This window comes from Pedobacter sp. MC2016-15 (genome assembly GCF_026239695.1).
In the GTDB taxonomy this organism is placed as follows: domain Bacteria; phylum Bacteroidota; class Bacteroidia; order Sphingobacteriales; family Sphingobacteriaceae; genus Pedobacter.
On record NZ_JAPIVS010000007.1, the window covers coordinates 216,739 to 231,449 of the forward strand.

The following is a 14,711-nucleotide window of genomic DNA, read 5'->3' on the forward strand; positions in this document are numbered from 1 at the left end:
GATAATTCTTAAGATCTTTTAATGCTGATGATCTAAATCATATTCCTTCACTTCCTTGTGATCATAAGGCTGTACCATCAGTTCATCGATAGTGATGCCCTTTTTATTAAATCCAAGGCGATCCAGTATACGGTCAAAAATCTGGTACATTACAGGGACTACAATCAGGGTCAGGAACAATGAACTGAGCAAACCACCAATAATTACCCATGCAAGACCATTTTTCCATTCTGCACCTGCACCACCTGCCAGTGCAATCGGCAACATACCGATCACCATGGCGATCGTTGTCATCAAAATAGGGCGTAAACGCGCATGGTTGGCAAGGATCAGTGCTTCATGAGTAGTTTTCCCTTCAGCCTTCATCTGATTCGTGAAATCCACCAGGATAATCGCGTTCTTCGCTACCAGTCCGATCAGCATGATGAGTCCCAGGATGGTAAAGATATTTAATGCGTTATTTGTTAACGATAAGGCCAGCAATGCTCCGATTACCGATAGAGGGATAGAGAACATCACGACAAATGGATAAACAAAACTATCATACAGCGCCACCATAATCAGGTATACCAGGATGATGGAAGCCAGCAGCGCAATTCCGAGGGTTCCAAATCCGTCTCCCTGATTTTCAGCATCACCCGCCCAGACATAACTTACGCCTACAGGTTTTCTCAGCTTTCCGGATTTCTCCAGTTTGAGCAGCTCCTCCTGGAATTCAGCAACGATGGTACCTGTTGGGCGGCCGATCGACTGCGCACGCACGGATACCGAAGTACTTTTATCTCTGCGTTCCAGCTGACTTGGTCCGGCGCCTTCAGTGATCGCAGCGAACTGCGTCAGCTTAACCTGTTTGCCCTCGCTGTTCATAAAGATCAGGTTTCTCACGTCATCGATATTCTTACGGTTGAAATCCTGGTAACGGATATTGATATCGTACTCGTACTCACCTTTACGGAATTTACCATCGGTATTGCCACTAAATGCAGTCTGCATCGTCGCACCTACCGTTTGCAGGGTAAGTCCAAGGGCAGCCATCTTATCACGGTCTACCTGCACGTTGATCTCCGGGCTACCACTTTCTACAGAAAGCTTCAGCTCCGCAGAACCTTTGATTTTTGCCAGTACATCTTTTGCGCCTTCGGCATATTTCATTGCACTGTCCAGATCCGATCCCATTACAACCAGGTCGATAGGGGCATTCTCTGCGATACCCAGGATACTAATCGGAACCGTCTTTACTTTGGCACCCACCAGGTATTTGGATAACTCTCGACTTACCTTTGTAGCGTAGATACTCGAGTTATCTGCACGCTGATCACGTTCCACGAGTTTTACGTTGATCTCCGATTTGTAGGCTGTAGCCTGTGAAGCACCAAAGTCGCCACTCGATTGTCCCACCGTAGTAATCAGCTGGATAATCTCAGGTTTTTTTGATAAAAATGCTTCTGCTTTTTGAGTAATCAGGTTGGTCTGCTCAATGGAAGCATCTTTTGGCAGCTCCACCTGCACCAGGAATTCCCCTTTATCACTTTTAGGGAAAAATTCCGTTCCGATATATCCTGCAGGAATCAGACCACAGGAGCCAAAAAACATCACCAATACCAGCAGGATCGTTTTGCCTTTGTTGGCGAGCGACCACGTGAGGATGCTTGTGATCCAGATGGTGAACTTGCGCAGCTGTGCCTCAAACCAGAGGATGAATTTTCCGAAGATATTTTTACCTTCAATCCTTTCCAGTTTACCGAAACGGGAGGAAAGAAGAGGTACAATGGTAAATGAAGAGAACAGAGATAGCAGCGTGGCAATAATTACCACAACGCAGAACTGGCGCAAAATATTGGATACCAGACCAGTGCTGATCGCGATAGGGAAGAACACCACCACAATTACCAGCGTGATGGAAACCACCGTAAAGCCGATCTCGCTCGTTGCATCGTACGCTGCACGAACCTTGTTCTTACCCATCTCCATATGGCGGTAGATATTTTCCAGTACCACAATCGCATCATCCACCAGGATACCTACCACCAGTGATAATCCCAGCAGCGACATCAGGTTGAGCGTATAGCCCAGCAGGCTCATGCCGATAAAAGTTGCAATCAGGGACGCCGGGATCGATACCATGACGATCAGTGCATTCCTGATACTGTGCAGGAAGAACAGCATCACGAACGCTACCAGAATAATCGCCAGTACCAAATCGTGGATTACCGCATCGGCAGACTCCAGGGTAAAGATAGAGCTGTCGTTGGCAATAACGATCTTCAGGTCGTTCGCTTTATAGTCCTGCATCAGTTTCGCAATCGCCGTGTGTACCCCTTTACTCACTTCTACCGCATTGGCGTCAGATTGTTTGATGATCTGTACAGCAATCGCCCCTTTGCGGTCGATACGTGCCAGTTTTTCAACTTCTTCCTGTGCATCCCTTACATCGGCAATGTCGCCCAGGCGAATCTGGGCACCATCTTTACCCATACTCACCACCAGGTTGCGGAGTTCATCCACGTTTTTGTATTTACCCGACAAACGGATCAGGATGTCCTGCTCCTGTGTTTTTACGCTACCTGTAGGGAAATCCAGATTGGAAGTAAGGATAGATTGCTGCACCTGTGGTACAGACAGACCATAGCCCTGCAGTTTTCCGGCATCCAGCGATACCTGGATTTCTCTTTCCTGGCCACCTACAAGGTTCACCTGAGCTACCCCCGTCACCCTTGAGATGATTGGGGCAATACGTTTGTCGATCAGGTCATAAAATGCCGCATCATCCATCTTTGCCGAGGCAGACATCGTGATTACCGGAAGATCGTCCAGTGAAAACTTGTTTAATGACGGCGTTTTTACATCCGTTGGCAAGTCTGCCAGTATCGAGTTTACCTTACGCTGTGCCTCGTTGAGAGAAAGATCCACATTGGCCTTGTCATTCAGCGTAATTGTTACTACCGAAAGACTTTCGTAGGATACTGCATTCAGTTTTTTAATATTTTCCATCGAAGACACTGCATCTTCAATTTTCTTTGTCACCGTATTTTCTACTTCACTTGGAGAGGCTCCGGGATAGATCGTAGAGATAGACACTACATTATTGGAGAACTTGGGCAGCAACTCATAACTCAGAGAGAAGTAGCTCAATAACCCCATCAATGTCAGCACGGTAAACACCACGATAACCAGTGAAGGTCTTTTGATCGATATTTCTGTTAACTTCATAGTAGGTTATTTTATTGGTGCTACAGGACTTCCGTCTACTAAATTAATCTGCCCGCTCACGATTGCCGTTTCACCTTCTTTCAATCCTTCAATAATCTCCACCTGGTCGTTAATAGTTCTGCCGGCAATTACCTTACGGAGCTTCGCAGTGTTACCATTTTCAAGTACAAAGATCTGGTTGCTGCTTACACTACCTACAAATGCTCCGCGTGGAACAGTGATCGTTGCTGCCTGTGCAGGGAATTTGAAGATAGCCGTGCCGTACATTCCCGCCTTGATTGTATTTGCATGGTTATTCTCCACTTCGATTTCAATAGGGAAGTTTAGTGTACCATCCGCTTTAGGGGCGATGAAGGTGATCTTTCCGGAGAAGTTATCAGCAGGGAATACATTCGATTTGATCTGAACCTGATCGCCAACTTTAAGGCTGGCCACCTGGCTTTCATTCACGTTTACCTTTAACTTCAGTTTGGAAACGTCTACCAATTCAAACATCTGCGTGCCCTGTGCATTTACGAAGGCACCTACTTCGATATATCTTTTGTTGACGATCCCGTTGATCGGAGATTTAATATTGGCATCATTCACGCGGCGTGCAGAGCTCTGTAATCTCAAACGCGCATTTCTTACAGTAAGCCTTGCCTGGTCCAGCTGTTGTTGTGTAACCCCGCCAGTGCTGAAAGAGCTTTCATATCGTGCTGCATCCTTGATTGCATTATCCAATGTTGCCTGTGCCGTTTCACGGTCTGTATTGATAATCTCTGCGTCTATACGGGCAATCACCTGTCCTTTTTTTACACGGTCACCTTCATCCACATAAATCGCATTTACGCGTCCTGCGTTTTCAGATAAGAAATTGAGTTCCTGCTTAGCGGCAAAGTTGCCGTTTGCAGTAAAGTCCAAATCAACGGCTTCTTTTTTCACCTGAGCAATACGAACGCTGACGGCGCCGCCTCCCTGAGAAACCAATGCTGTTTGCGCGTCATTTTTCTTTTTGTTATTGTTCAGTACCCATGCGATAACACCGATAACAACTATAACCAGGATGACTGTTATAATTCCTCTTTTCATTTTAATAGTGATTTTATATTTCCGTTTGATTTGATTAATTGTATTTCGGCAATTTTATAATTTAATAATGCCTGAGTATAACTGTTCTGTGCCTCTGTCAGTGCATTTTCGGTGTCCAGAAGATCCGTCAATGCGGCAAGTCCGTTGTTATAATTGTTTTGGGTGCTGTTATATATCTCCTGGGCCAGATCCACGTTCTGGCGTTGGGTTTTGATCGTATTGATGTTATTCTTCAGCTGGATCTTCGCATTCTCGTAAGCCAGGTTGAGGGAGTTTGTCCTTTCCCTGATATCTTCATCGGCCTTCCTGATGTCAACATTCGCCTGGCGGATTCTTGAACGGGTGGCAAAACCATTGAATATAGGAACCCTCAGAGCAAGCCCAATCGCCGAAGCATTGTAGTAAAATGCTGATCCGCTTCTGCTGAAAAGGTCGAACTTATCACTCTGCCCTGTAACCGAGATGTTGCCCGTAAGAGACAGGCTGGGATAGTATTCTGCTGCATAAGCTTTGCGTTGCAAGGTGTATAAGTCCTTTTGTACATTCAGCAGGCGCATTTCTATCCTTCCGGAAGTGTTGATGGTATCAGCCATTTCAGGCAATGTTCCTATTTTCTTCAACTCATCCGGTGGGATGTTCACAGCAGTTGATACAGGCATTCCCATCGAAAACTTAAGCTGGTTTTCCAGTTGCACTACCGCATTGATCGTCTGCTCACGCTGTGTTTGCAGGTTCGTCAGGTTAACCTTGATACGGTCTACATCGATTTTCTTAGCCAGTCCGTTTGAGTATTGGTTTGTAATGATCTTTTCTACCACCTTAACATTCTTGATGTTAGTGTCGATCACATTCAGCTGCTGTCTGCTCACCAGCACCTGGTAATAATTATTGGCAACCAGTTCAATGATCTGTTCATCAGTAAATTCCGCATTGAGATTGTAATAGCTTTCGCTCGTCTTTGCGGCTTTGAGCCCCGTGAATACAGTCTGGTTAAATAATTTCTGGTCCAGCTGTACACCTGCGTTATTGTTCCATTTTCTTCCGAGCTGGAAAGACTGGTCGCCCACCACCAATTGACCGATTATCGGGTTGTAAGTCAGCGATGCATTTCCGGTAAGTTGTGGCAATGCTTCTGCACGGACTTCCTGGGTCTTATACTTACCACGATCGATGTCGAGTCTCGACTTCCTTGCAGTTGCGTTATTTTCAATCGCAAAATTCAGCGCATCTTTGAGTGTCAGCGGCTGTTGGGCATTCACGATGGTGGACACCAACATGCACAGCCATAAGATGGGTATTGATTTTACTGGTTTAATCATAATCTGGTTTTTCTGGTATGGGAGCTGGTTAGTTTTTGAGTCCTTTGATAAATATTTTTGACAGGCTGACCTGCTTTTCCTTCATAAGTTTGAGCTCTTTTTTACCGGGAAAGAGCTCCTTGTTGCCATGCATAATACAGAGTGAAGTCAGACCTGATTGTGTAGCCAGGTAAAGCTCTGCGAGTTTAGGGATATCTTCCTGTGCCGCGATTTCATTTTTGGCTACCGCCGTTTCAAATACACTTTCATGAAACTTCAGGTTTCTTGCCATCATGGTTTCAAGATAGTTCTTCAATTCTACGGAACTCAGCGATGAATCCGGATTACCATAGGAAAGATGCAGCATATAGTAGCGCAGAAAGAATTTATGCTTGATCTCAATGATGTTCAGCAGGGTAGTTTCTAAGGGCGTTCCCTGTTTCTGGTCTTTATACAATACGTTGAAATAATCATCGAAGATCTTTTCCATGACACCCAGGATAAGGCTCGTTTTGTCAGGAAAGTAATAGTACAGTGAAGGCTTGGATACAGAAAGATCTTCTGCAATTTCATTCATTGTTGTTTTGTTAATTCCGAAATGGATAAAACGTTTAATCGCTCCTTCTATAATCAGTTCCCTCTTTTTATCAGTTTCTAACATTCTACTTTTTTACCTTTTGACTTTATTGATTCTATAGTCAAAAATATAGCAAGCATTCTGCATAAAAAAACTTCATCCCCGATATCGGGGATATCAACAGTTAAATGACAATTCTATGACCTATTAACTGGCTTTAAACCAGCTAAAAAGATTTCTGCGAATCGTTTTTCCTTGAGAAAGATAAGTTTAAATTCTTCTTTGCCGGGGAAGAGATGTTTGGCGCGTTTGAGGATATTGAAATGAATACCAGATACTGCTTCTACAAATATTTCCGTAGTAAACGGGATGTCCTGTACTGCCAGTTCGCCCGACTGATTGCCTTTACTGAGCAGTTCTGTGATGATCTTGAGTTCGAAGGCTCTGGCGCGCGTGAACTTCTCATAAAGTGCTTCAGGAAGCTCCGGACCAATCATTTGTGTAAATTCTATCAGCTTGTAATACTTCTGAATAAAGGCCTGTCTTTTCTGGAGCAGTATCAGAATCCCTTCAGTAGCGGTAGATGTTTTATCAACCGACTTGATCAGGTCTCTGCTCAGCGTATGCATCATGTTTTCAATTACGCTCACATACAAGCTCAGTTTATCAGGGAAATAGTAATAAAGCAAGGCTTTTGAAAAGGAGATGTCTTTTGCGATCTCGGTCATCGTAGTTTTTGCCAGTCCGTAATGAGCGAAACGTTTTAGTGCGGCATCTATGATCAAAAGTCTTTTTTTATCTTGATTTTCCATGTTAATCAGGCTTGCTTTTTTGCAATTGGGGTAACGGCTTAAATAAGGTTATAATCGAACGTAAAATATGCAAAATTATTAAATATTTCACTTAACAAGTTTATTACAAGGTATAACATTTACTATGAGACGATAATAAAAAAAATCCGTCTGAATATCTCTACATTTGCCGCAAACAACCATTTGCCCAATATGTATTTACTAAAGGAAAATATCTCCCTGCAACCCTACAACACTTTTGGTATCGATGTGATAGCACGTTTCTTTGCCGAGATATTCACTGAAGAAGACTTGCGTGAGCTGAGCCTGCTCCCTGTTTTCACAGAGAATAGATTGTTGGTTCTTGGCGGTGGCAGTAATATGCTTTTCACAAAGGATTACGAAGGACTGGTGTTAAAGCTGAGTATCCCCGGGATCTCTGCGGCAAGGTCGGCAGAGAATGAGGACCAGGTAATGGTCACTGCCGGTGCGGGAATTGTCTGGAACGACCTGGTAAATTACTGTGTTGAACAGGATTTTGCCGGACTGGAGAATATGAGCCTGATCCCGGGAACGGTGGGGGCTTCACCGATCCAGAATATCGGGGCTTATGGTGTAGAACTTAAAGATGTATTTGAATCCTGCAGGGCTTTTGAAATTGCTACCGGCACTATCAGGAAGTTTGAATTTGCAGATTGCCATTTCGCTTACCGCGATAGTATCTTTAAAAATGAACTGAAAGGACAGTACGTAATCACTGAAGTAACCTTCAGATTAAATACACAGGCCAGAATTAATACCCAATACGGAGCTATTCAGGCTGTGCTTGCAGACAGGGGCATCAGACGGCCAACGATTGCTGACATTTCTAAAGTGGTGTCTGAAATCAGGGTGAGTAAATTGCCGGATCCTTCAACCATCGGCAATGCCGGTAGTTTCTTTAAGAACCCGGTGATTGAGAAAGCACAATATGAATCTATTCTCAAAACTTTTCCGGACCTGATCAGTTATCCTGTAGGAAAAGAAAAGGTAAAACTAGCTGCGGGATGGCTCATTGAGTCATGTGGTTTTAAAGGTATTGCAGAAGGCAATACAGGTACATGGAAGAACCAGGCGCTGGTACTGGTGAATCATGGACAGGCCACAGGGGCTGAAGTGTATAGTTTTTCGGAAAAGATTATAGACACTGTAGAAGCTAAGTTTGGCGTCAAATTAGAGCGTGAGGTAAATATTTTGTGACAATCAGTCGTGTGTTAAACCTAAACCTGCATTTTTTTTCCTGAACCTCTGAATTGCTTTTTTGGTACATATGTTGCATTAAGGTTATTAAGCAAGATTAAATAAACAGACAACGCCACTCTATCACGCTGTTTATTTGCTCTTTAACCTTAAAAACTTAAAAGACTATGACAAAAAATGAATTTAACCTCCAGCTCCATAACCATTCGGTTTCTTTGCAGTCATTCGCTTTAAATTTTACTAAAGATATTGAAGATGCTAACGATCTTGTTCAGGATACGATGCTTAAAGCTGTAACTTATTACGGTAAATTTAAAGAAGGTACAAATCTAAAGGGATGGTTGTTTACCATCATGAAAAACACTTTCATCAACAATTACAGACGACTGGTTAAAACAAATGCACTGATTACAAAATCTGAAGATATCTCATCTGCAAATCTTCATTACAGTGCTACAAAAAATACAAGTGACAGTAAATTCGTTATCGGAGACATCAATAAGGCTTTGGCAACACTGCAACCAGAATACCATGTTCCTTTTGTAAAATACTTTGAAGGGTATAAATATCATGAGATTGCAGATATGCTGGATATTCCCATTGGGACTGTTAAAACAAGAATCCACGTAGCACGTCAGATACTAAAAAAATATCTGAAGACGTATTCTAAAGAAATTCTGGGAACTGAGATCGTTTAATAACCGGCTCAACCCTTTGAAAAGCGATTGATCGTAAAGATCAGTCGCTTTTTTTTTTGCTGATGCTGTCGTTTGAATCCGGGTTCAAAAGTTTATTTTTGGCAATTCATATATAAAAAATTGCGATGAATTACACCTACCTGCTCGTTAACCTGGGTTTATTACTGTTTTCGGGTTTAGTATTTTCAAACAGGCAAATTAATTTTGCAGGTCAGAGTAAATTTATCATTCTCGCCGTTTTAATCAACGTCTTTGCTTTTTCGGTGCCTACAGAATTTCTCACACAGCTAAAGGTCATTGTGTTTAATCCGCCTTACCTGAGCGGGATGACTTTGTGGGAGCTACCTATAGAAGAGCTGCTCTTATCTCTGCTGCTTCCCTTAAGCGGCATTGCTATCTACCTCTTCCTGAATATGCGTTATAAGGACAATTCATTGGAAAAATACAGTCTTGCCCTCAGTAATATGCTGCTGGGCGTATGCATTGCCATGCTGTACTTTGGTCACCAGAAATTATATACACTCTTTACTTTTTCTATCCTGCTGGTATTCCTGCTCTATATAGAATATGTGAACAAGATCAGGTTTATGTATAAGTTTTACCGTGCCTTTCTTGTGTCGCTCCTGCTGTTTTATACGGTTTACGGCATATTAACGTCTATCCCGGTTATTCAGTATACCACCGAGGAAACGCTGAATTTCAACTTCTCACATATTCCTTTTGAAAGCCATTTCTATTATATGTCGATGTTGCTGCTGAGCATTTATCTTTATGAACTGTTCAAAAGCAGAGCGCGTAACTAATGGATTTACCAGAATATACCAAACAGCAGCTGGCCTTACGCAACGGGCAGGATAAACCGCAGATCTGGGTTGCCTACAAAGGGTTCATCTATGATGTCGGAGAAAGCAGGTTATGGAGGAACGGCAAACATTATGAGCACTGGGCAGGGCAGGACCTTACAGATGAATTGGCAGATGCCCCGCATACCGAAGCTGTTTTTGAAAAGTTTAAGCCGGTTGGGAAACTGAGGTGATAAAAAAACGGCAGTACTTTTTAGAGAACTGCCGTTTTTGTATAGTGATATTACTGACTAAGCTTCGATAGCGAAGGAGCTCAGGTTTACAAATTGCTGTACACGTTTGGCAACTTCATCTTCACTAAGGTTAACGATCTTTTCTGTACCAAATTTCTCCACACAGAATGAAGCCAGCGCTGAACCAAAGATGATTGCATTTTTCATGTTGTTGAAGTTTACAGTACCAACTTTTGCCAGGTAACCGATAAATCCACCTGCAAAGGTATCACCTGCACCTGTCGGGTCAAAAACCTCTGCCAGCGGAAGTGCAGGAGCAGAGAATATTTTATCCTCGTGGAATAATAAAGCCCCATGTTCACCTTTTTTGATGATCAGGTATTTAGGACCCATAGTAAGGATTTTCTTGGATGCTTTCACTAAAGAGTACTCACCTGACAGCTGTCTTGCTTCTTCGTCGTTAATGGTCAGTACATCTACCAGCTTAAGCGTTTCCAGCAGATCATCCATTGCCACGTCCATCCAGAAGTTCATGGTATCCAGAACAACCAGCTTAGGCCTGTTTTTAAGACGTTTGATCACTGTTTGCTGGATCTGTGGAGTAAGGTTGCCCAGCATCAGGTATTCGCAGTCCTGGTAGCTCTCAGGGATAATCGGATCAAAGTCGGCCAGTACATTCAGTTCCGTTACCAGGGTATCCCTGCTGTTCATATCATTGTGATATTTTCCCGACCAGAAGAAAGATTTCTCACCTTCTTTGATTTGTAAGCCTTCTGTATCGATACCGTGAGTAGTAAAGGTATCAATGTCGTCCTGATGGAAGTCATCACCTACTACACCTACAATTTTTACCTTTTTATAGAAGTAAGATGCAGCTAAACTTGCATAGGTAGCAGCGCCACCAACGATTTTATCAGTCTTTCCGAAGGGTGTTTCAATAGCGTCAAATGCTACAGTCCCTATGATTATCAGGCTCATATGTTTTATTTTAAATTTTTTTCAATATTTTTCGTTACAAATATTGCATAAATAATTTAAAAGCCCTAATATTGCATTCCCAAATCGGACGACACTTTATGTTCTTTATTAAAGCTGAAAGCCATTTTAAGGGATAACCAGAGTACTCCTTCTTAGCTCAGCTGGTTAGAGCATCTGACTGTTAATCAGAGGGTCGCTGGTTCGAGCCCAGCAGAGGGAGCAGAAAAAAAAGCCTTACCATGTCCGGTAAGGCTTTTTCTGTTTTCAGATCTCTTTTAATTTTTATTGCCAGGCAACACCGAATAGTTTGTATCCAACCTCTGTACGCAAAAATTCATAATGCTCCTGCTTAGGGTTGCCGCCCTTCACCTGAATAGTAGTAATGACTTCGAAAACCGGGTACCGGGCTTCATTAGGCTCATCACAATCGGTATAATACGGTCTAAATTCTTTGCTGGTTTGTATAAATGGGTTTAGTCTGGAAGGGAAGATCACCGTTTCAATTGCCCTGCTTTGAATCGCCTTCAATTTTATTTTCATCACATCAGCATATTTAGTCCTGAACGTGTTTTTTGCATAGGATTTTTCTTTCCCTCTTCTGCTCATACTTTCTACTCTGACCTTATCATACAGCACAAGCTTGCCTGCAATTGCTCCCGGCAGGAAGCAACCATAGAACCAGTTATTAAACTCCGCTTCGTAATTTAATATGGAGTAATACTGTCCATCAATGGTTTTGAACGAGGTGTAACCCTTCACAGCAGAAGGCGATTTACAGAGTTTAGCTGAGTACCAGTTTAAGTTTCGTATGAGGTCATCGTCGAGATGATCTGCCACTATTCGTCCGGTACTGTCAATTATTGCAGTAACCCCATCCCACATCCAATGTTCACACTTTCCGCGCTCATAAGGTTTACCATCCAGGCAAACACGCTTTGCATCATGCATAACCAGCGCCAGACCATTATAAAATGGCCTGGCGTCATTAAATTTCGCTGGTATTACCACCTGTCCGCGGCTGCCAAGGAAACCTACCTTGTCTGTGATAGGGTCATGGAATCTGATTTTTCCTTCCTGCTCACAATCATAGGTCATATCGAACACATATATGCTATCCAGTCTAACCTTTTTCCCGCTCTTCAAGCGGTAGTGAGTACCTGATGGGTTTACCTGAGCAACAGATGACGATACCACCATTGCCAGATACAAGAATAAAATAAACAGAAGGAATTTAGGACTCATGGCAGGTTGATTAAAAATCAAATTTACCTTCAAATAGTTTGCCGACAACAGGCAGTGGTTTAATGGCTTCATTTGATGCAGCGATCACACCCATCAGCAATAGGATGATCGTGAGCAGACCAATGACCATAGAAACCACGCTGATCGCAGGAATCACCATCACCAGGACAGAGACTATAACACTGAGAACAATGGAAAGAATGATCAGTCCCAGCGACTGGCCAAGGTGATATTTTACCAGGGGACTTTTTACAGGGCTTTTTTTGTATTCCAGGTAGGAAACTATCCAGCCGATAATTGTGATGTAGCCGATCATGGCCATGCTTTTGTTTGACATATGCTTTAGTTTTTGTTGTAAATGATAAAACGAAAGTATTGCCGGGAAGCCGGAAGACAAAAAAATCGGCGCCTACAAGCTATCTACAACTTCTTGCTCATGCATCTACAAAATGTCTACAAAACGATAGTAACTATTTGATTATTAAGTTATTTTTATCGGCTTTCAAAGCGATAAGTTGTAACAAGCTGATAAAATGATATTTTTACCATTATGCCATTAAAAAAGTGTCTTCCGGTATTCCTGTTTTTATTGATCTGGCTTATCATTTCCCCTGAGGCCTTTGCGCAGTCCTTAATTATTGATTCATTGAGCAAGGAACTGAAATTTGCCACCGGTAAAGAAAAGCCTATCATCATGGCCGAGCTTGCCCGCGCAAATTTTGAGAAGGATATCAAAAAATCACTGCGCATATGCCAGGATGCGATCACTATGGCGCAGAAACATCATGATAAAGATGCAGAAGCCTTTTGTTATGCCTCGATGGCACATTTGCTCGTGCAGCAAAACCAGGAACAGCGTGCGGAGAAATATTTGGATAGTGCAGTAATGAAAGTAGACCGCAATACAGCGCCGGCAATTGCATCTTTTGTCTGGTTTCGGAAAGGATGGCTGGAAGTAGTGCAGGGCAATAATGATAAAGCGATGTCGGCCTTATTAAAAGCTGATCAGCTGATCAAAGACACAGACAACAGGCGGGCAATCAATTATAAGGTGCTGATCAATCATTATATGGCCAGTATCTATGCGTACGGCAGCGATACGCTTAAGCAACATAAATATGCGATTGCCTGTCTTGCGGCCGCCCGCCGGAGTATTTTTGCAGACGACATGCAAACGGGGTACATGACAGTTGCACATAGTTTCTTCTCGGCTTTTGAAAAAGATATGAGCAAGCATAGTTTGCTGGATTCTTCGCTTGCCTACCACCGCAGAGCCCTCAACTTTTACTCGAGCAACAAAGAAAGGATCTTATTGCAAAGCAATGCTTCGGTCACTGCTTTAAATATGGCGAACAGCTATTTCAAGTACTATCCGCCCTCATTCAGGGACAGCAGTTTCAAATATGTGAACCTCGCGCTCAAAATTGCACGGACTACGAACGGACGCGAGGTAATTGCTAACGGATATGGTATCCTCAGCGAGTATGCCCTGCGTGATAAGGATTTTAAAAGAGCAGAAGAATACCTGAGCCTGGGAATTGCAGAACTGGCGACACTATCAAATGGTGTAGACATCACCAGGTCGCGGATGATGCTTGGACTGGCAAATATTGCCGAGAGCAGCGGAGATCTTAAAAAAGCACTGACTTATTACAAGCAGTACAATGCCTATCATGACAAAGTCTTTGATGTGCAGAAGTTAGCCGTGACACAGCAGCTGGAAGAGCAATATCATGCGTCACAACGCGAGAATGAGATTGCAAGACTCAAAGAACGCAACGACTACAACAGAAGATTAAACTGGCTGTATGTACTGATAGGTTCTACAGGTATCATCTCCCTGGGCTTCCTGCTCAGCTCTTATCACTACAAACTGAAAGCCTCCCAGCAGGAGCAGAAGATGGCCAACCAGGAAAGAGAAGAAGCCGAACTGCTGGCGAAATTACAGCAGGCAGATGCCACACGCCTGATGCTGGAGAAACAGGAGGCTGAACTCAAAGCCGCGTTAAAAGAGGAGGAAAGTGCCCGCCTGCAGGCCCAGCAGGAACTGCTGCAGGACCGGACCGACTGGCTGGAAAAAGCGTTGCTTGCCGGAACGCTGAAAATCGAAGAAAAAAATACCATCCTGGAGATGCTCAAACAGAAGGCCAGTCAGGCAGACTCTCCGGTCATAGCCCGCCAGATTGGCCGCATTGTTAATCAGAACCTGCGGATGGACAAGAACTCTGAAGAGTTAAAATCTATAGCCGATATACATCCCGGATTTTTCAGAGCCCTGCAAAACAGTGCCGGAAATACGCTGACAAGATTGGATCTCAAATATTGCTCCTACATCGCTATGGGTCTGGAAAACAAAGATATCGCCATACGACTTGGTGTTGAACCAAAGAGCATCCGTATGACGCGCTACCGCCTCAAGCAAAAACTCAACCTCAGCAAAACAGATAATCTGGATCAGTTTATCAAAACTAGCGGAGAAAATTGAGACGAATACACAAAAGGTTGAACAGTAAATAAGAAACTCATTCGTTTATTTTGGATTTACCATTGGTGGCAATAACATGATCGTAC

The 14,711-nt window shown here is 43.2% G+C and carries 13 protein-coding genes and 1 tRNA gene; 6 read left to right on the forward strand and 8 right to left on the reverse strand.

All coding sequences use genetic code 11. The annotated features are described in order from the left end of the window. Nucleotides 1–18: 18 nt before the first annotated feature. The 5 genes from OQY15_RS19575 to OQY15_RS19595 all read right to left on the reverse strand — a co-directional run bounded on the left by OQY15_RS19575 (nt 19) and on the right by OQY15_RS19595 (nt 6,968). The gene (locus OQY15_RS19575; RefSeq protein ID WP_265793617.1) at nt 19–3,210 is read right to left on the reverse strand and encodes an efflux RND transporter permease subunit; all 3,192 of its coding nucleotides are present in this window, start codon (nt 3,208–3,210) and stop codon (nt 19–21) included. A gap of 6 nt (nt 3,211–3,216) precedes the next feature. After that, a complete protein-coding gene (locus tag OQY15_RS19580; RefSeq protein ID WP_265793618.1) occupies nt 3,217–4,281 on the reverse strand; it encodes an efflux RND transporter periplasmic adaptor subunit in 1,065 nt (354 codons plus the stop codon). After that, complete coding sequence (locus tag OQY15_RS19585; RefSeq protein ID WP_265793619.1) at nt 4,278–5,600, reverse strand: TolC family protein; 1,323 nt, start codon at nt 5,598–5,600, stop codon at nt 4,278–4,280. Before OQY15_RS19585 ends, OQY15_RS19580 begins: the two co-directional genes overlap by 4 nt. 28 nt (nt 5,601–5,628) lie before the next feature. Beyond that, nucleotides 5,629–6,240, reverse strand: coding sequence for a TetR/AcrR family transcriptional regulator (locus OQY15_RS19590; protein ID WP_265793620.1), 612 nt, complete (start codon nt 6,238–6,240; stop codon nt 5,629–5,631). A gap of 113 nt (nt 6,241–6,353) precedes the next feature. Further along, on the reverse strand, nt 6,354–6,968 hold the full coding sequence (locus tag OQY15_RS19595; RefSeq protein ID WP_265793621.1) for a TetR/AcrR family transcriptional regulator: 615 nt from the start codon (nt 6,966–6,968) through the stop codon (nt 6,354–6,356). A gap of 192 nt (nt 6,969–7,160) precedes the next feature. Here OQY15_RS19595 and murB point away from each other — a divergent pair, with 192 nt between their 5' ends. The 4 genes from murB to OQY15_RS19615 all read left to right on the forward strand — a co-directional run bounded on the left by murB (nt 7,161) and on the right by OQY15_RS19615 (nt 9,920). Continuing rightward, nucleotides 7,161–8,186, forward strand: a complete 1,026-nt coding sequence (gene murB / locus OQY15_RS19600; protein WP_265793622.1) for a UDP-N-acetylmuramate dehydrogenase — start codon at nt 7,161–7,163, stop codon at nt 8,184–8,186. Between the two features lie 167 nt (nt 8,187–8,353). After that, entirely contained in the window at nt 8,354–8,884 is a 531-nt protein-coding gene (locus tag OQY15_RS19605) for a sigma-70 family RNA polymerase sigma factor (protein WP_265793623.1), read from the forward strand. Between the two features lie 125 nt (nt 8,885–9,009). After that, nucleotides 9,010–9,687, forward strand: coding sequence for a lycopene cyclase domain-containing protein (locus tag OQY15_RS19610; protein ID WP_265793624.1), 678 nt, complete (start codon nt 9,010–9,012; stop codon nt 9,685–9,687). Next, nucleotides 9,687–9,920, forward strand: a complete 234-nt coding sequence (locus OQY15_RS19615) for a cytochrome b5 domain-containing protein (protein ID WP_265793625.1) — start codon at nt 9,687–9,689, stop codon at nt 9,918–9,920. The genes OQY15_RS19610 and OQY15_RS19615 overlap by 1 nt, the downstream gene beginning before the upstream one ends. 57 nt (nt 9,921–9,977) lie before the next feature. On the opposite strand, the gene OQY15_RS19620 is transcribed toward OQY15_RS19615, so the two are convergent. Continuing rightward, nucleotides 9,978–10,898: a PfkB family carbohydrate kinase gene (locus OQY15_RS19620; RefSeq protein WP_265793626.1), complete on the reverse strand. Its 921-nt coding sequence runs from the start codon at nt 10,896–10,898 to the stop codon at nt 9,978–9,980. Between the two features lie 146 nt (nt 10,899–11,044). Here OQY15_RS19620 and OQY15_RS19625 point away from each other — a divergent pair. After that, nucleotides 11,045–11,118 (forward strand) — tRNA-Asn (locus OQY15_RS19625). Nucleotides 11,119–11,180: 62 nt separating this feature from the next. Here the strand turns inward: OQY15_RS19625 and OQY15_RS19630 are convergent. Both OQY15_RS19630 and OQY15_RS19635 read right to left on the reverse strand, forming a co-directional pair. Further along, nucleotides 11,181–12,140 carry a WG repeat-containing protein gene (locus tag OQY15_RS19630; protein WP_265793627.1) on the reverse strand — a complete coding sequence of 320 codons (960 nt, stop codon included), beginning with the start codon at nt 12,138–12,140 and terminating at the stop codon, nt 11,181–11,183. A 10-nt stretch (nt 12,141–12,150) separates the two neighbouring features. Beyond that, nucleotides 12,151–12,477, reverse strand: coding sequence for a DUF4870 domain-containing protein (locus OQY15_RS19635; protein ID WP_265793628.1), 327 nt, complete (start codon nt 12,475–12,477; stop codon nt 12,151–12,153). A 213-nt stretch (nt 12,478–12,690) separates the two neighbouring features. On the opposite strand from OQY15_RS19635, the gene OQY15_RS19640 reads away from it, so the two are divergent. After that, on the forward strand, nt 12,691–14,625 hold the full coding sequence (locus tag OQY15_RS19640) for a LuxR C-terminal-related transcriptional regulator (protein WP_265793629.1): 1,935 nt from the start codon (nt 12,691–12,693) through the stop codon (nt 14,623–14,625). Nucleotides 14,626–14,711: the final 86 nt, after the last annotated feature.